Source organism: Hyphomicrobiales bacterium (genome assembly GCA_016125495.1).
Classification (GTDB): domain Bacteria; phylum Pseudomonadota; class Alphaproteobacteria; order Rhizobiales; family RI-29; genus RI-29.
In genome coordinates, this window is sequence record WGLQ01000001.1 from 13,046 (window position 1) to 30,713 (window position 17,668).

The following is a 17,668-nucleotide window of genomic DNA, read 5'->3' on the forward strand; positions in this document are numbered from 1 at the left end:
CTCAGGCTTTGGCCGGTTCGGCGCCTTCCGTCGTCACCCGCGAATAAATATCCTCGAAGCGGATGATATCGTCCTCGCCGAGATAGGCTCCCGACTGCACCTCGATCATATGCACCGGGATCTTGCCCGGGTTCTCGAGGCGATGTACCGCTCCGACCGGCACGTAGGCCGACTCGTTCTCCGTGATCGTCTTTGCATAGTCGCCGACCGTCACGCGCGCCGTGCCCGAGACCACCACCCAGTGCTCGGAGCGATGCATGTGGCTCTGCAGGGAGAGCTTGCCGCCCGGCTTCACCATGATCCGCTTCACCTGGTAGCGGTTTCCGATGCTGAGCCGCTCGTACCAGCCCCATGGCCGGTGGCAGCGCGGATGCATCGTCACCTCCTCGCGGCCCTGGCGCTGCAACGCCGCGACCAGCTTGCCGACGTCCTGGGCGTCCTTGCGCGGCAACACCAGCACGACGTCGTGCGTCGCGATCACGCAGATGTCTTCCACCCCGAGCGCCGCGATCGCGGGGCCCGTCGTATAGAGCAGACTGTTGCGCGCCTCGTGCACCATGACGTCGCCATTGACGACGTTTCCGTTGCGGTCCTGGCGGCCGCGATCGCAGCCGTTGGCCCACACGGCGTCCCACGCCCCGAGGTCGCTCCAGCCCGCTTCGAGCGGCACAGTCAGGATATTGCCGACGTGCTCCATGATCGCATGGTCGACGGAGATACTCGGGCAAGCGCGCAACGGCGCCATCGCCAGTTCCGTGGTGCCCCCATCGACCCGCCCAGCCTCGAGCGCACGCTCGACCGCCCGCAGAACCTCCGGCGCATGCGTGCGGAATGCGTCCAGCATGGCCCGGGCGGAAAAGAGGAACATCCCCGAATTCCAGAAATGCCGACCATCGGCCAGAAAGCGTTTTGCGATCTTGAGGTCCGGCTTTTCGGTGAAGCGGGCAACGGCGAGCGGCCCGGCCGGCGCTCCATCGAGCGCTGTGCGCTCGACCTCGATGTAGCCGAACCCGGTCGCCGGATGATCCGGCACGATGCCGAAGGTGACGATCGCTCCGCGCTGTGCCGCCTCGACCCCGGCCGCAACGCCCCGCCCGAAGGCCGCGACGTCACGTATCACATGGTCCGAGGGCACCAGCAGTACGACACCGTTGGGATCGTCACGATAGCCGAGCAGCGCCGCCGTTGCCGCCGCGGCCGCCGTATTTCGCCCGATCGGCTCGAGGACGAGGTGATGCGCGTTCGCGCCGATCTCGGAGAGCTGATCGCGAAAGATGAATTGATGCTCGAGGGCGCCGATCAGGCTCACGCGGCCGACCTCGACCTCGGCGAGGCGCTTTACGGTCTGCTGGAAGAGGCTGCCATCACCGAACAGATCGAGGAACTGCTTCGGCATCGCCCGGCGCGAAAGGGGCCAAAGTCGCGTGCCGGTTCCACCCGACATGATGAACGCCTGAACTCGCGAAAGCCCACTCATACCTCGAATTCCCCCGGCCCGATCAACGACGATCCAACGGGGCCTTATGACGGGTCAAGGCTAATGTTCCGTTACTCGGCGGATTCCTCCCCGGTCGCCGGCAGATCGATGCGGATCTCGGAAAGCAGCACGCGCGTATCGCGGGGCGCCGCCCACTCTCGGCTCTTGCCGCCATAAAAGACGTCGATCGCAACGCCGTCGATGCCGACCCCTTCGCCCGCGATCACCAGGCCCTCGCGCCGCACGACCTCGACGCCGTCGATCAGGACCCGAACGAGGCCGTCGCGCTGACCCGGCCGCTCGAGACGCACCTCCTCGCTCACCGCCACCCAGCGCCCGCGCGGAAAACGCCAGGCGCCGCGCGCGATGCTCGCGCCGCGCCCCACCGGATGTCCCGGGACATACGCGTAGATTTCCCCCCGCCCCCCACGCCGCCACATGAGCCGCAGCGAGAATCCGCGCCCGAGCTCGGCCGCCCGCCCCCCGGTCGGGGCGTCCCCGCCGATGAAGCCGGGCAGCTTGCCGCCGAGCGCGAACTCGAAATCGTGTGGAAGATGAAGTTGGTAGCTGAGGCAGGCCCGTCGCGCGCCCGCGAGGCCGCCCGGCCGCCAGCGCAGCCCGATGCCGCCGCGCGGCGCCTGCCGGTTGCCCGGATTGATCGAGCCCTCCGGCAGCAGGATGGAAAGCACGCCCCCCGCTCCGACCGAAGCCGTCTGACCGAGACCCCAGCCCGAAAGTTCACCCCGCATTGGCTGCAGCGGGTCGAATTGCAGCGTGTGAGCCGGCACGAAGCCGCAGGCGCCCGAAATGATCCCCGACGCTACCACCGGACGAGCAAAGACCACGAGCCCGGCGAGCAGCACGAAATGCCCGAGAGCGAGGCGCGCATCCCGCCATTGCACCATGGTGCGCAATATCATCTGCCGGGACGCCACACGACGACGCGGACCTGATGCCCCCACAACCAGGTCCGCGCCGGCGTCCACGAGGTGCCTCACGCCACGAGACCACCTTGATCGAAGAGAACGTCGACATCCAGCCCGCTGACGCCCGAAAGGAACACGACTTCCGCGAAGCCGTGCGAACCACCGAGATCGACGGAGACCATCGTCCCGCCCTTCACGCTGTCCACCCGCACCAGCGAGGACAAGTCCTCGCCTTCGCGACCATCGAGCAGCTTCGAGAAGTCCAGCACGTCGCCCTTGCGGAAATCCCGGATGGTATCGACGCCATGGTGCTGGCCTTTTTCATCCACGATGTCCTTGGCGAACCAGACATACGTGTCGGAACCCGCACCCCCGGTGAACACGTCGGCGCCTTCCTTGCCGCGGAACCAGTCGTCGCCGGCCCCGCCCACGAACGCGTTCGCACGCTTGTCGCCGAGGAACCAGTCGTCGTGCTTGCTGCCGACCACGTTTTCGATGCCGTCGACCGTTTTCATTCCGAGATCGCCGGCATCGACCGTCTTGGCGTGAAGGTCGACCTTGACCCCTTCTGCGGCGCGGTTGAGCACGAGCGTGTCGGTGCCCGACCCGCCGACGTAACTGTCGCTGCCGGAACCCGCCACGAAGCGGTCGTTGCCGTCACCACCGAACGCCTTGTCGTCGCCGGCGCCGTCATGGATGACGTCGTTGCCGCTGCCCCCGTCGAGGAGATCATTGCCCTCGCCACCGACCAGAACGTCGTTGCCGCTGTCGCCGTAAAGCTCGTCGTCACCCTTGCCGCCATGCAGCCGGTCGTTGCCGCTTTCGCCGTGGAGTTGGTCGTTGCCGACACCGCCATTCAAGCGGTCGTCGCCAACGCCACCGTGCAGCGTGTCATCACCGGCCGCTCCGAGGAGCACATCGTTGCCCTCCCCACCATGGACCTGGTCGTTGCCAGCCCCGCCATTGAGTTTGTCGTTTCCGCTGTCACCATGGAGGAGGTCGTCCCCCGCCCCGCCGAGGACGCGGTCGTCCCCCTTGCCGCCATGGAGACGGTCGTTGTCGGCCCCGCCGTTCAAGAGGTCGTTGCCCGAGTTGCCGTAGAGCACGTCCTCACCGCGTCCGCCGAAGAGCCGGTCATTTCCCGCCATGCCGAGGATGGTGTCGTTGCCCGCGCCGCCACGGATCGTATCATCGTCGCCGGATGCCGATGGCTTTCCGCTCCCCTCGACCATGAGTGCGGCGTTCGCCTGCCCGATGTTCAGGGTGAAGACGCTGTCGTCGTAGTCGCGGTCACCGCCGCCCTTGAGGTCCTCGAACCCGATGCGGACGGTCCCCGACGCGACGTCGACCGTGCCCTTGGCGTGGACGAGCTTGTCACTGTTGAGCGAAGCGCTGGACCCGCTGGCGGAGGTGAAGACCTCGTGTCCGTACTGCCCCGTGATCTTGTGACCGACGCCTGCCGGATCGGTCCAGACGAGCCCCATCGGGCTGCCGGAATTGACGTTCCCCGGATTGCCGTTCGCATCGACCAACGCGAATTGCCCCCCGCTCGCGGCCGCCTGGAACAGCTTTGCGTTGCTGGCGTTCGCATAGGCGTTCGGGACCAGGAAGAAGCCGATTCGCTCCCCGGCGGCGAACTTCACGTCGAGCCCGCTGACACCCGCGATCAGCTCTCCACCGCTGCCCTTGAGGGAGGCATTGGCAAAGAGGATTTCGACGCCAGACACCGTGCCGTCGGCGCCGATCCGGTACATGCCGATCGCGTTCTTGAAGCCGGCCGTCTCACCCTCGAATGTGACCCGGCCGGAAAAGTTCTCGCTGATCGCAATATTGTCGAGGTCGAGGGCGTGCCGACCTCCGCCGCCACCGATCAGGACGTCGTTGCCACCGCGACCGTTGATCGTATCGTTGCCCGACAGCCCGATGATGAGGTTACCCTCGTTGCCGCCGGAAAGTCCGTCGGAGCCACTCGTTCCAGAATACTTTTCCATTGTCTTCGCCCTTCAAGAATATATGTCGCCGTGACTGCGGACAGGCCGCGCCTACCAAGCGATTCCGTCGTAATTCTCTTCTTGCGGCACGTCCTTGAAGAGCCGCGCAAGGTCCAGAACGAGCGTCGTCCGCGAGCGCGCCGCCACGGCCTGACGGAACTCGTCCGTTGCGTGCGAGACGACCAGCACATCGGCCTGATCGACCTCCGCGGCAAGATCGCTGCCGGCTATCGCCTCGAGTTCACCGAGGAGATCCGCAAGATGCGGAGCAGAATGTTTCACGTAGGCGATCTGCCCCAGGAGGTGCGGTCCGAAGGAAAGGTTCGGATCGTACAGTCTGATCTTGGCACCCTCGTCCATCAGCATCGCCATCAGGTCGAGGATCGGGCTCTCACGCAGATCGTCCGTTCCTGGCTTGAAGGTCACACCGAGGAAAGCGATACGCTTTTCGAGGTGCGGTCGTAGCCGCTCGAAGGCCTCGAGAACCTGCCGGCGATTGGACGGCATGAGGCTGTCGACCAGCGGAAGATCGACTCCGAGATCGCGCGCCAGATGGCTTACCGCCCGCACTTCCTTCGGCAGGCACGACCCTCCGAAGGCGAAGCCCGGCTTGAGATAGTAGGGCGAGAGGTTGAGTTTCTTGTCCTCGCAGAAGATGTTCATCACCGCGTGGCTGTCGATGTCGAGCGCCTTGCAGACGCGGCCGATCTCATTGCCGAACACCACCTTGGCGGCGTGCCAGACGTTGTCGACGTATTTGACCATCTCGGCGACCGCGACGGAGGTATAGATCACCTTCTCGTCGATGGTGTCGTAGATGTGTGCGACGATCCTGGCCGTGCGATCGTCGGAGGCGCCGACCACCGTCTTCGGCGGAGCGAAGAAGTCGGCGACCGCTACGCCTTCGCGCAGGAACTCGGGATTGAAGCAGACGCCGAAATCCTCTCCGAGTTTGCCTCCGCAGGCCGCCTCGATCTCGGGCACGACCACATCCATGGTCGTTCCAGGTGGCACGCTGCACCGCAGGACGACCACGTGGAAGCTGCGTTTCATCGCAATGGCGCGCCCGATCGAGCGGCTTGCCGCCCGCACGTAGGTGAGATCGCAGCTTCCGTCCGCCGCGGTCGGCGTGCCGACGGAGATGAACGTGACGTCCGTGGTCAGAACCGCCTGGGCGATCTGCGTCGTCGCGCTGAGCAGGCCGTTGCGCCGCCCCTGGGCCAGCAACCGCTCGAGGTCCTCCTCGACGATCGGGGAGCGACCAGCCATGATGGTCTCGACCTTTGCGGCATCGATGTCGACACCGACCATTTCGAAGCCGAGATGGCTGAGGCACGCCATGGAAACCGCGCCGACATAGCCGAGCCCGATCACGCTGATGGCCGGGCGCTCGGCCGCAAGACCCGGAACGTCACGCTCGCACCCGAGCTCGAAGTCTCTCTTGAAGCCACCCCCCGCGACCCGACGCTCCGCCGGCTCGACGAGTCGTATGGCCGCCGCCTGAAGCGCCGCCATCACGTACCCCCACACTCAGTACCGCCACTACCCCTCGAATGGTCTGGGCTTGCGCTGGCCTTGGCTCGTCGAGCGAGCTTCGGTCCGCGCCTTTGTTGTTGCCTGGGAGGGGTTTGCTCGGCCTCTCCCGCCATTCACGAGGATCAGCTTGACCCGGACGGATGAACACGATCCTAACGCGTTATCTTCTGGATAACGGTCGGTACCGGCGGGCCCTCAATTTCTCTAAAAATCCACGGTTCGGCGTATCCACGGGATAAAAAATTAGAGAAGCAGGATGCGGACGAATGCCAGATCGGGAACACGCACGAGGCCCGCATAGACGATGACGCCGAGAAAGAGCATGGCCACGGAAAGAGCGGTGAGGTAGCGCGCCATGGCGAGTCGCGCCGTCTCCGCCAGCCCCTCGGACTGGAAGCCCGCCTTCTGCCCGCCCCGGTTCGCCCACTTCTGCTTCGAGAGCCGCCAGATGATGTAAAGCTTCACGACCGAGTTGGTGAGCTGATTGATGTAGAGGATCCAGATGAAATTGAGGTCCACCTGACGGGCGTGCAGCCAGAGGAAAAAGGACAGCATGAACCGGCTTACGGCGATGTAGATGACATAGGTGACGAGATAGCTCCCGTCCTGGATGAACGAGGCGCTGATGGCGAGCGCCGGACTGACCAGCGTGGTCCAGATGGCGAGCCTCTGGTCGACGAGGCACCACCAAATGAAGATCGGCATGCGCCGCGGTCCGAGCGCGATGGCACGGCGGCCGTTGCGCAGCATGTTGCCCGACCAGCGGCGGAAATTCTCCACCATGCGCGTCGACGCCGAACCCTCGATCACTTCGATGGTATGGCCGACGGCATCGGGTACATACGTCATGCGGGCATTGTGCTTGAGCAGATAGTACCAAGTGCTCTTGTCGTCGCCCGAGAGAAAGCGGAAGCTGCCCCACAGCCAGTCGTCCAGATAGTCCGCTTCGAGCAGCCGGATGAATTCCAGCTGCTTGACGTGCTTGGCGCGGAACAGCGACATGCGGCCCGTCAGCGTCAGCACGCGACCCGAGAGCGCATGACTCTGCATGGCGACACGCCGCTGCGCGAACCGCATGCTGAGCCATCTCTGCATCCACATCGGCCCGCGCACCAGCACGTCCTCGTCCGTGGTCAGGGCCTGCAGCTCCGGGTCGATGGCGAAAAGCGGCATGCACTTGCGCAGCGCCCCATGGCCGATGACGAAGTCGCCGTCCATGAACACCACGATGTCGTCGTCCGGAATCATATCCCTCGCCATCGCGCGCAGAACCAGCGCGATCGCCATCCGCTTTCCGGACTGGTTCTGGCGCACGATGCGGAATGTTATGTCGAGATCGCTTGCGATGAGCCGCAAGTGGTTCTCGATGACCCTCTCATCGTAGATGTCACCCGAACCCAGCCAGATGGTCGCAGGCACGCCGGCCTCGCGAACTTGCGATACGATCCCCCGGATCACGTATTCCGTGATGTCCCGGTGCTCGCGGAACGTCGTCATCATGAAGTGCAGGTGTCGCGGCCGCCAGCCGCCATCCCAGAGCCGAGCCGCCCGCGCGCGCATGCGCGGATAGACGTGCTTGCCAAAAATGTACGCCCTGACATGGTGCGTCATCCACCAGCAGTAGCGCCAGATACCTAGCGTTCCGATCACGTAGGTGACGTGCTTGACTTCCGAATCCCAGATGGCGTTCGGCACGAGCGTGAGGGCCACCACGCAGAGACCGAGATAGATCGCGATCTGGAGGAGGACGGAAAGGTTCCACTTCTCGCCTGCCGGAAGCGGTCTCGTCGGATCGTCGAAATCCGGATGCAGTGGTCTCGGGGAATCGCGCATCACAGGACGAGGTCCGGCCGGCTCGTGGTGACGGGCGCAACCGGAGCGATGCGGCCGTCACGCGAGGATACCCCGGCATGCGAACCGAGCCACGTGTTGTAACGGCTGAAAACCTCTCGGACTTCCGGATCGCAGACGATCGCCGGCCGGCAACCGCTGGTGGCAGCCTCGAGCGCCCCGCCGGCATCGAGCAGCCGCGCACGACCCGCCGCGTTACCCTGTCCGTTGCCCTCCGGTGAGGCGGTCGGCGACGCCGCGCCCCGCGGCCCAATGGCGACGTCCCCACTTGCCGCCGGACGAATCGAAAGGAGCGTCGAGATCCTGCGATTGATTTCCCCGAGAATCGGAACATTGCCGCGCCGTTCGAAAACGACGACGATCGGCAGCCCAGGCCTGAGGTCGGCGAGCTCTGCGCTGCCCGATGCGGCGGCGAACTCCAGCGTTACCTTGGCCGTGCGGTCCTTGGGTGCCCGCCAGCTGTAGCGTGCGTTCTGCTCGTCGAGGAACCCGCTGGTCCGGTCGATTTGCGTGACCCTGAGGTCGACGGTGCGCCCGAGCGCCGGGATGTAGGCCAGCGCCTCGTCGCCGATCCCGACCTTGAGGATTTCGTCCTGGTCGAGATACGCCACGACATGGCGCGCCGCTGCCTCCTCGATCACGGCGACCACGTCGCCTTGCCGCACCGATCCGTGGTTGACGCGCGGCAGCTCGAGAACCACGCCGTCGAACGGTGCTCGCACGGCGAGCCGCGCCCTGTGCTTCAACAGCGCCTCGTACTGCGACCGCGCGAGGCGGACGCCTTCGCTGACGAGATCCACCTCGGCCTCGATTTCGCCGATCTCGCCGACGATGTTTTCACCCGTGTAGTGCCGCCTCCCGATCCCGCTCTCGGCGATCTGCATGCGCGCCGCGAGTTCCAGCCGCCGGCTCGCGAGCGTCTGGCGCGCCGCCATGAACTCCCGCTCGGCGCTTTCGATCCGGTCGCTGGTCGTGAACCCCTTGGCGAGGAGACCCGACAGCCGCTGGTGCCGACGCTCCGCGATCTCGGCCTCGCGGGTCAACCGCTCGACCTCCGTCTTGATTTGTTCGAGAGACTTGAGGGTTACGGTCGCCAGACCTTCCATGCGCGAGAGTTCCTCGGACTGGCGCCGCTTGAGGAAGGCGAGGCGCGCTTCCTGCTCGCGGATTTTGATCTCCGCCAGGTCGATGGACTTTTCCAGCTCGTTGTCGGCGACATGCAATAGCACATCGCCAGCGGCAACGGGCTGGCCGGGCTGCACGTCACCGTGAATGACCCGCCCCTCGAACTGCGCCCTGACGCTCTCGATCGGGGCTGCCACGACCGCGGTCGGCACCTCGAGGCGGAATACGTTGCTGTAGACGAGGAGCGCGACGTAGAGAAAGACGGCGAGCCCGAGCGCGAGATAGGCTCCGCTCCATGCCAGTGTGCGTAGCGATGGACCGGCCTCCTCGACCGCCGGCGCGGCCTCCGGCTTGGTCGGAACCGGCGTCACCGGAACATCGATGCGCTGGATCGTATCCTCGACGGCCACCATCGAGCCCCGAAGGATCTCGGTGATGAAATGCTGCATCAGCTCGCGGGCACGCTCACCGAGCTCGGTGAACTGCACGGCGAAGAATTGCTCTCCCTCGTGCAGGCGCACCACCTCGCCCTCGGCCTCGAACACGATGTCGAAGCCCTGGAAGGGCAGGCAGAGGTCGAGCTTCAAAACGGTTCCGAGCCGCGGCAGGGGACCGCGGAACCCCTTCACCGAAAGGCCGCCGAGGCTCCAGTCGCGCGCACGCGCCGTCACGCCCCCCACTGTGACGAACAGTGGGGCGACGACACGGTGATGCATGCGGTGCGATGGCCGCTCTCTTTGCACCTTGATCGTCATCGCTGACGCGCGATTCCTCGAACCCGTTGCGCGGACCTGTTCCGGCAGTCCCCATGTCACACGGTCGCGGTAACTATGTCGCTAGCGGCGAAACGGGAATCGATTCTTGGTTAGTGGAGTGTGACCAGACGTTCGGCTCCTCCCTCCCGTTGGCGCTGGCGGCTCGCCTCGTACACCGGCTCGCTGCCCCGGGACGAGGTCTGGTGATTTTCCGCACTTCGATAAAAGCTGATCGAGACCATTAAAGAGATCGCAGCGCCGAGGTCCTACCCATTGCCGTGTGTGTGGAGATCACCCGCTTGCCGCGGGGGTCGGGGTATTGCGTGTGGGGTTCGTCATGCTTGCTGGCCGCAAGGCGCTCATCGTCGTCGAGAATCTGACGCTGCCTCTGGATCGCCGCGTCTGGCAGGAAGCGACGGCGCTTCGCGACGCCGGCTGCACCGTCTCGGTGATCTGCCCCAAGGGTGGGAAGTATCAGGCCGCCTACGAGTGCCTCGAAGGCATCCACATATTCCGCCATCCCCTCCCGCTCGAGGCGGACGGCCCTCTCGGCTACGCGCTCGAGTATGGCTCCGCGCTGTTCTGGGAGACGCTGCCCTCGTTCAAGGTCAAGCGCAAGATCGGCTTCGATGTCATCCAGGCCTGCAATCCGCCGGACACGATCTTTCTCCTCGCCGGGCTCCACAAGGCGCTCTTCGGCACGCCCTTCGTGTTCGACCACCACGACATCAACCCGGAACTCTACGAGGCCAAGTTCGGCAAGCGCGGCTTCTTCCACGAGTTGCTGCTGCGCCTCGAACGCCTGACGTTCCGCACCGCCGATGTCTCGATCGCAACCAACGAGACCTTCAAGCGCATCGCCATCGAACGGGGCGGCATGTCGCCCGACGACGTCTACGTCGTGCGCAGCATTCCCGACCTTGCCCGCTTCAAGCGCGCGAACCCGCGCCCCGCGCTGCGCAATGGGCGCCGCAACGTTCTCGGCTACGTCGGCATCATGGGCGCCCAGGACGGCGTCGATCTCCTCATCGAGGCCATGGCCCACCTCGTTCACGTCGAGGCGCGGAACGACACCCAGTGCGTCATCGTCGGCTCCGGCACCGAACTGGAGAAGCTCGAGGCCATGTCGCGCCGCCTCGGGCTCGAGGATCACGTCACGTTCACGGGATTTCTTTCCGGTACCGATCTCATGGAGACGCTCTCGACCTTCGACATCGGTGCGATCCCGGACCCCAAGAACGTCTACAACGACAAAATCTCCATGAACAAGGTGTTCGAGTACATGTCCCTCGGCATCCCGTTCGTGCAGTTCGATCTGTCCGAGGGTCGCAAGATCGCCGGTGACGCCTGCCTCTATGCCGGCGACAACGACCCGGCCGAATTGGCCCGCCAGATCGCCCGCCTCGCCGATGATGAGGGCCTGCGCGCCGAAATGAGCGCATACGGCATGGCGCGCGCCGCCGCCTCCCTCGACTGGGAACGCGAACGTGACGCACTGCTTGCCGCTTACTCCAAGGCACTTGCCCCGGCCGGTCGCGGCCTCGGCGAAGTCGCGCGCAAGGGCGAACTGCAGCCGCTCGCCAACTGATCCTCGCCGGCGATTGCCGCCGCTCGCAGTGCCGGGCGGCGGTCGTCCCTCGAAGCGAGGGCGCCTCGCAATTCAGGCGCCGACCACGGAATACGGCGCGCCGCGCCACCGCAGCCATGCGGCCACCGACGCCAGCATGGCGAGCGCCACGAGCCCGGCGATGGCGACCCTCGCGAGATCGGCCTGCGGAAGGGAAAGCCACTCCACGGTCAGCACGACGGCCAGCGCCGCACAGGCAAAGAAGGCCGCGCGACTCGCGAACGCCGCTGCAAGGACGCGATGGCCACCGCGCGCGAGCCAGCGGTGGACGACGAACATGCTGGCGAGTTCCCCGGCAATACCTGTCGCGGCCACTTGCTCGAGTGAACCACCCACGGCCGCGACCATGATCGCGAGCCCGATCGCCCCTGCCCGGACGGTCCCCGCGGCGAGCGTGGCGAGCGTGCGCCCCTCGGCCATCAGCAACGCTCCCGGCACGACCTGCAGCATGCGCAGCGCCCACATTGCGGCCAGCGCGCCGACCACCGGACCATAGCCCGCGAAATTGGGCCCGAACGACACCCTGAGGAGATTCCCGCCCGCGATCCAGAATGCCGCGAGATAGGCGAGCGCGAGTGCCCCCGAGATTTCCATCCAGAGCGCCAGCGTCCGCGCCGTTCTCGCCCGATCGTCGAGATCACGCGCGAAGACGGGCAGCAACAGCGAGAGCCCGACCTTGGCCATCAGGACCGACGGCACCATGGTCAGCATGAAGGCCGCGCTGTAGGCTCCGAGCTCACCGAGATCGAAATTCCGCGCCACCACCAGCCGGTCGCCCTGGAATACCGCAATGAGCGGCAAGGCGCTGAGCAGGATCGGCCAACCGAAGACGAGAAAGGCCCTGGCACTGGCTACCTCCCAGCCGAGGCGGTAGTTCCGTTCCGCCGTGAGGTGGGAAATGGCACTCGCCGCCACGACCTGCAGGATGGCGAGCCAGACGACCGCCGTGAAATCCCCGACCAGCCAGACGACCGGCCAGGTCGCCGCGAGCGCGAGCGCCTGCGGAACCGTCTCCATCAGAACGACGGGGCCATTCTCGAGCCGTCGCTGCGCGCGGCGGACATCCAGGTGCATGGCACCTCGCGCCAGTGCGACGGCGCCCAGCATCGCGAACGCGAGCGTCGCCTGCGGCGCACCGAAGTAGGTCGCCGCGAACGGCGCGACGGCAACGAGCACGAGCGCCACGACGACGCCGCGCGCGACCAGCAGCGTCTGCCCGGTCGCCTGCATGCGCGGATCATCACCATCCGGCGCGCGCACGATCATCCGATCGACCGCCACGTCCGAGAGCATCTCGAGAAGCTGCAGGGTGATCGCCAGGCCGGCCGCGACGCCGAAATCGTCTCGGGAAAGGAGGTGCCCGAGCAATGCGTTGCGCGCAAAGCTCATCAGCTGACCGCCTGCCGCGCCGAGCGCGAGCAGAGCCCCCTGCCCGGCGAGACGCGGCCTGCTCCAGGCATCCGTTCGCGCAGTCGGCGGGGCGGCCGACGTCACAGGAGCACTCATGATGTCGAAGGCCCGAGGTTGGACCCGACCCGCAGCACGGCCGGTTGCGGAGCGCTGGCGAACGCCGAACCCGATCGGCGCAGCAAGCCCGCCACGGGTCGCGCCAGAAACCCGCTCATCCAATGCGCGAAGCGCGAACCCGACACCGGCACGAGCGTGCACGTCGTTTGAATCCAGCGGGTGCGCAGCGCACGACGATATTTCCGCCTGAAACTCGCTTCCGCCTCGGCGAACCCGTTCGCCTTGTTACCCGCGCTGAGGTGCTCGAGATGGAAATCGACGACGTAGGCGCTTCGCCCCAGAATGTCGGCGATGGTACAGAGATCGGCTCCATAGAGATGGAAGCCGGCGAGGTCGTGCGAGAAGGCGAGCCGCGCCTCCTTGCGCACGAGAAGGAAGTTTTCATCGAGGCTTGTCGCGCGCGCGGGAAACGGGCCCCGTGCCGTGTCGCGGCCATGCGGATCGCTGATACGGATGGCGAGGCGGCCCGGCCGGACGCCCCCGGCGTTGCCGATCACCGCCCACGCCGGATCGCGCGCGTCGAGTTCCGCGATGACCTCCTCGAGCCGGTCGCGACCGTCGCCGATGAGCCTGACGTCCTGATGACAGAGGATGACGTATCGCCCCCGCGCCTCCTCGAGAAGGCGATTGAGCCCGTCGAAGGCCGAAAGCGCGCCGGCACCCCGATTGTCGAGATGAATGAACTCACAGTCCGCCCCATCGAACCCTCGCGCCCGCATCGAGGCGATCATCGCATCATGCTGCTCGGGGTCCGTGACCAGCGTCGCGATCGAAAAGCGCACGTCCCCGTCGCAAGCCACGGTTGCGATGGCGCGCGAAACCGCCCGATCCTGGTTACCCGTCGTCATTGCCGTCCCTCACGTTTCGGGCGAAGCAAGCTGCACGACACCGCCGCAGTGCGAAACCCGCTGTCCCTCACTGTGCCGTCCGACGAGGCGCCGCAGAGACATTTCCGCCCGGTTGATAGACCGCCGGTCGACGCGCCGAATATCCCCCCGACCATTCCGCCCGCCGCTGCCACAGCGCACGCCAGACCGCCGCCTCCCGCCGCGACCGTTCGCGCGCAAAGAGCCGCGCCGCAGCGGCGTGCGCCAACCAGCGCGAGAGCGGCCATGCCGCGAGCAGCGGCCCGGCGAGGCCACGCATGGCCTGCGGCCAGTGCCGCCTGGCGAGCGTTGCCTTGGCCGAGAGAAGCCGCTCCAACTTGCCCTCTCGCGTCGCCTCGGAGGCGCCGCCCAGATGGATGATTTCCGCGAGTGGCGTGAACATCGGCTGCGCACCTCCCGACCGTGCGCGCCGGCAGAGGTCCGCCTCCTCGCCATACATGAAGAAGCTTGCATCGAAGCCATCGAGCCGGTCCCAGAGGTCCCGGTCGATCATCAGGAAGGCCCCGCTGACGATGTCGACGGCCCGCACATGGTCGCGCCGCCAGCCGCCATAGGCCTCACCGTTGAACAAGCTCGAACCCGCCAGGAGACCGGTGAGCCCGACCGCCCGGCAGAAGGCACGCCAGGGTGTCATTTCGCCCCAGCAGCAGGTCGCATTGAGGGATCCGTCCGCAAACAGCGTCCGCCCGCCCCAAATACCGGCCGCTGGCGTGCTTTCGGCGAACTTCCAGAGCCTGTCGATCGCCCCGCGCAACACGACCGTATCGGGATTTAGGAGAAGAAGTCGCTTTCCGCACGCGACGTGCGCCGCCATGTTGTTGGCAACCGCGAAGCCGAGATTGCTGCTCGACGCCATGAACCAGGTCGGGTGCGCACATTCCGCCAGTGCGGCGCGCACCTCATCTGGCGATCCGTCGTCGGAGGCATTGTCGACGACGATCAGTTCATAGGCGACATGACGGGTCTCTGCGATGACGGAGCGAATCGCCGCCGCCGTCAGCTCCCGGGTATTGTAGCTCACGACGATGATCGAAAGCTGCGCACGATTGGTGCCGGTTCGGGTTTCCCAGCGGTCGTGCTGGCCACCATCCACCTCGCATGCCACGGCCGCTGAACGCTCGACCATCCGGACCACCTCGCAGACGCAAAACGATGGTTGCGACACTACGACCCGGTGTTGAACCCCCGGTTAAGGCCAGCTCGAAATGCTCGAACTTCGAGGCATGTGCGACGGCACCCGGTGATGCGGCATTTCCCATGGCCGGCAACACACAACCTTTGGAAGGGACCCGTTAACCACGCACCTGCATCATCATCGAGCGGAGCCATCGCCCGGCTCCGGCACACTCGTGGGATCCTCCGGAGGCACAACGTGACCACACCCCCGCGCCGCACCGCCCGAGTTGGCGGCCGCTTCGACGGCATCATCTGCATTGGCGGGGAGGATTGGTGGTATCACAACCGAGGTCACTTCGATTTCCAGATCCTGCGCCGCCTCGCGCGCGACTGGCCGGTGCTCTACGTGAACTCGATCGGCGTGCGTTTTCCATCCCCCAGTCTCGGCGGACGCTTCCTCGCCAAGGTCAGGCGCAAGCTGTCGAGCTTTTCGCGCGGTCTGGTGCGTGTCGAGAACAATTTCTGGGTGCTCTCGCCCGTCACCTTGCCCGGCGCGGCCAACAGCGGCCTGCTCGGCCGGGCGCTCGCGTTGCAGATCCGCGCCCAGGCTCTGCGCGCGGGCATCCGTAAGCCGCTCGTCTGGGTCCACTGCCCGGCCGGCGCCGGCTTCGTCCAAGCACTTTCTGCGAGCGCCGTGATCCTCCAGCGCACCGACCGCTTCGAGGCCTTTCCGGAGGGCGATCCCGTGGTCCTCGGCCGCGCCATCGCCACGCTGAAACGCCAGGCCGACCTCGTCGTCTACTGCAACGAGGACCTGATGGAAGAAGAGCGCGCCGAAGTCTCCCGTCAGGTCATGGTCTCGCATGGCGTCGACTACGAGCGCTTCGCCGCCGCCGGCAACGGACGCACCGGCGAGCCCGCCGACATGGTCGCCCTGCCGAGGCCGCGCGTCGGCTTCATCGGCGGCATCGACGCCCACACGTTCGACCCCGCACTGATGCTCTCGGTCGCCGAGCGCCTGCCCTGGGTTCACTTCGTGCTGGTTGGTGCCTCCTCGCTGCCGCAGGACTGGTGCGCCCTGCCCAATGTCTCCCTTCTCGGCCGCAAGCCCTATGACGAGATCGCAGGCTACATGGCAGCGAACGACGTGCTCATCATGCCGTGGAACGCAAGCGAATGGATCAAGGCAGCCAGTCCCATCAAGCTCAAGGAATATCTGGCGGTGGGCCGTCCCGTCGTGACCACCGATTTTCCCGCCCTCGGCGAATGGCGCCCGTTTGTTCGCGTGGCGAACGGTCCAGCGGCATTCGCTGCCGCGATCGAGACGGCTTTGTCGAGCGCTCAGGACCCCGAGATCGCCCGCCGGGCAGTGGCGGGAGAAACATGGGACGCAAAAGCCGAACTCGTACGCCGCGCGGTCCACGACGACCTGGGACTTCGCTTCGCGCCGGCGAGCGCGCCGGTCGCACTGCCGGCGCCGGCAAACGCCTGAAAATCGATGATCGCGCGCTGAACCAGGCGGCCCGTCGCCGCTTTCAGGCGGGCCGCGGTCGCGGCGCGGGCGCATAGGCTCGGGCCGCCATCCGGCGTACGGCCGCCGGATGCCCCTCGACCGCACGGACCGGCCTCGTCTCGCGCGCGCTGGCCATCCAGGCACCCATGCCGACGACGAAGAAAAGATAGGCGTGCAGCGCGTTCCAGTAGTGCACGGTGAGGCCGAGCAGGCCGAGCGCCACCATCGAGATCACCCAGCCCCGCGCCAATGCCCGCACGCTTGCGTCCGCACCCCGCGTCGCACCGGCGATGCCCGCCATCTGCAGCCCGATCGCCAGCAGCAGCAGCAAGAGGGCTGGAATGCCCGCGCGCATCATGATGAGCAGCCAGAACGCATCGACGCTCGCCGACGACATCCACCAGGCCCGGCTCCAATCGGCGAGGCCGATACCGATCAGCGGCTCGCGCGCCACGTTCTCGAGCCCATGCACCCAAATCTGAATGCGGTAATAGGCCGTCCAGGGGTCCAGCGTGACGCTCGTCACGATCGCTTCGAGGGCCCCCCGGTTGCTCATCGCATCGACGACCACATAAACGAGTGTGAGCGCGGCGACCATCAGCGTGATCCGACCGGGCGTGCCGCGCGTTGCCCGCTCCCAGCCGATCAGCGCGCCCTGGGTGAGGAGACAGAGGATCGGCGCCGACGAGAGGCCGAACAGTGTCGCCAGGCCGACGAGACCCGCGCGCAACAGCCGCGCGATCCACCCGCCGCCCGCGAACCAGAGCATCGCGAGCACGCTGGCGCAGAACGTGCCATAGAGAATGGGGTGATCGAATGTCCCATAGGCCCTCGTGAGCCCCAGCCTTTTTTCGTAGGCGATGGGATGATAATACCCCGTGACCTTGTGCAGGAACTCATGCACGTAGTGCCTTCCGAAGAGCGTTTCGGGAAGCGCGATGGCGCCGGCGATTGCAACGGCAGCGAGGAGCCATGAAAGCGTGGCGCGAAAGCGCCGCTCGTCGGTCACATAGACCCGGGCAACGAAGTAGGCGCCGAACGCCTCGAGCGCCAGCGCCCCTCCGAATTCGATACCGCTCGCCGTGCCTTCGTGAATGATGAAGACACCGACGGTCCAGGCCGCATAGAGCGCGAAAACAACATCGAACGAACGCACCGATGGGCCCCGCCCGCTGAGCAACCGGATCAGCGCTACGAGGACGAAAATGATGAGCGCCGCCCGGTGCGGCGGCAACCGGAGCGGTCCGACGAAGAGCGACAGCTCCGTCGGCATGAGGAACGAAAGAATGACCAGGATCACCGGAAGCGGTGCGGTGCCGAGGGACCCGAGCATGTCA

12 protein-coding genes are annotated in these 17,668 nt (G+C 66.1%); 2 read left to right on the forward strand and 10 right to left on the reverse strand.

The window, feature by feature from the left end:
- Position 1: 1 nt before the first annotated feature.
- The 6 genes from GC150_00055 to GC150_00080 form a co-directional block, all read right to left on the reverse strand.
- On the reverse strand, positions 2-1,477 hold the full coding sequence (locus GC150_00055; protein MBI1383291.1) for a mannose-1-phosphate guanylyltransferase/mannose-6-phosphate isomerase: 1,476 nt from the start codon (positions 1,475-1,477) through the stop codon (positions 2-4).
- A 71-nt stretch (positions 1,478-1,548) separates the two neighbouring features.
- Positions 1,549-2,397, reverse strand: coding sequence for a hypothetical protein (locus GC150_00060; GenBank protein ID MBI1383292.1), 849 nt, complete (start codon positions 2,395-2,397; stop codon positions 1,549-1,551).
- Between the two features lie 74 nt (positions 2,398-2,471).
- Positions 2,472-4,394 carry a DUF4114 domain-containing protein gene (locus GC150_00065; protein MBI1383293.1) on the reverse strand — a complete coding sequence of 641 codons (1,923 nt, stop codon included), beginning with the start codon at positions 4,392-4,394 and terminating at the stop codon, positions 2,472-2,474.
- A 51-nt stretch (positions 4,395-4,445) separates the two neighbouring features.
- Positions 4,446-5,909 carry a nucleotide sugar dehydrogenase gene (locus GC150_00070; GenBank protein MBI1383294.1) on the reverse strand — a complete coding sequence of 488 codons (1,464 nt, stop codon included), beginning with the start codon at positions 5,907-5,909 and terminating at the stop codon, positions 4,446-4,448.
- 264 nt (positions 5,910-6,173) lie between these two features.
- A complete protein-coding gene (locus tag GC150_00075) occupies positions 6,174-7,763 on the reverse strand; it encodes a glycosyltransferase (GenBank protein MBI1383295.1) in 1,590 nt (529 codons plus the stop codon).
- Positions 7,763-9,661, reverse strand: coding sequence for an HlyD family efflux transporter periplasmic adaptor subunit (locus GC150_00080; GenBank protein MBI1383296.1), 1,899 nt, complete (start codon positions 9,659-9,661; stop codon positions 7,763-7,765). Before GC150_00080 ends, GC150_00075 begins: the two co-directional genes overlap by 1 nt.
- Positions 9,662-9,998: 337 nt before the next feature.
- Here GC150_00080 and GC150_00085 point away from each other — a divergent pair, with 337 nt between their 5' ends.
- Positions 9,999-11,249 carry a glycosyltransferase gene (locus GC150_00085; protein MBI1383297.1) on the forward strand — a complete coding sequence of 417 codons (1,251 nt, stop codon included), beginning with the start codon at positions 9,999-10,001 and terminating at the stop codon, positions 11,247-11,249.
- Between the two features lie 72 nt (positions 11,250-11,321).
- Here the strand turns inward: GC150_00085 and GC150_00090 are convergent, their stop codons facing one another.
- The 3 genes from GC150_00090 to GC150_00100 form a co-directional block, all read right to left on the reverse strand.
- A complete protein-coding gene (locus tag GC150_00090) occupies positions 11,322-12,794 on the reverse strand; it encodes an oligosaccharide flippase family protein (GenBank protein ID MBI1383298.1) in 1,473 nt (490 codons plus the stop codon).
- Positions 12,791-13,663 carry a hypothetical protein gene (locus tag GC150_00095; protein ID MBI1383299.1) on the reverse strand — a complete coding sequence of 291 codons (873 nt, stop codon included), beginning with the start codon at positions 13,661-13,663 and terminating at the stop codon, positions 12,791-12,793. The genes GC150_00090 and GC150_00095 overlap by 4 nt, the downstream gene beginning before the upstream one ends.
- Positions 13,664-13,730: 67 nt before the next feature.
- Complete coding sequence (locus GC150_00100; protein MBI1383300.1) at positions 13,731-14,828, reverse strand: glycosyltransferase; 1,098 nt, start codon at positions 14,826-14,828, stop codon at positions 13,731-13,733.
- 117 nt (positions 14,829-14,945) lie between these two features.
- Between GC150_00100 and GC150_00105 the strand changes: the two genes are divergently transcribed.
- The gene (locus GC150_00105) at positions 14,946-16,310 is read left to right on the forward strand and encodes a glycosyltransferase (protein MBI1383301.1); all 1,365 of its coding nucleotides are present in this window, start codon (positions 14,946-14,948) and stop codon (positions 16,308-16,310) included.
- A gap of 43 nt (positions 16,311-16,353) precedes the next feature.
- Here GC150_00105 and GC150_00110 read toward each other — a convergent pair whose 3' ends face one another.
- A complete protein-coding gene (locus GC150_00110; GenBank protein MBI1383302.1) occupies positions 16,354-17,664 on the reverse strand; it encodes a hypothetical protein in 1,311 nt (436 codons plus the stop codon).
- Between the last annotated feature and the right edge of the window lie 4 nt (positions 17,665-17,668).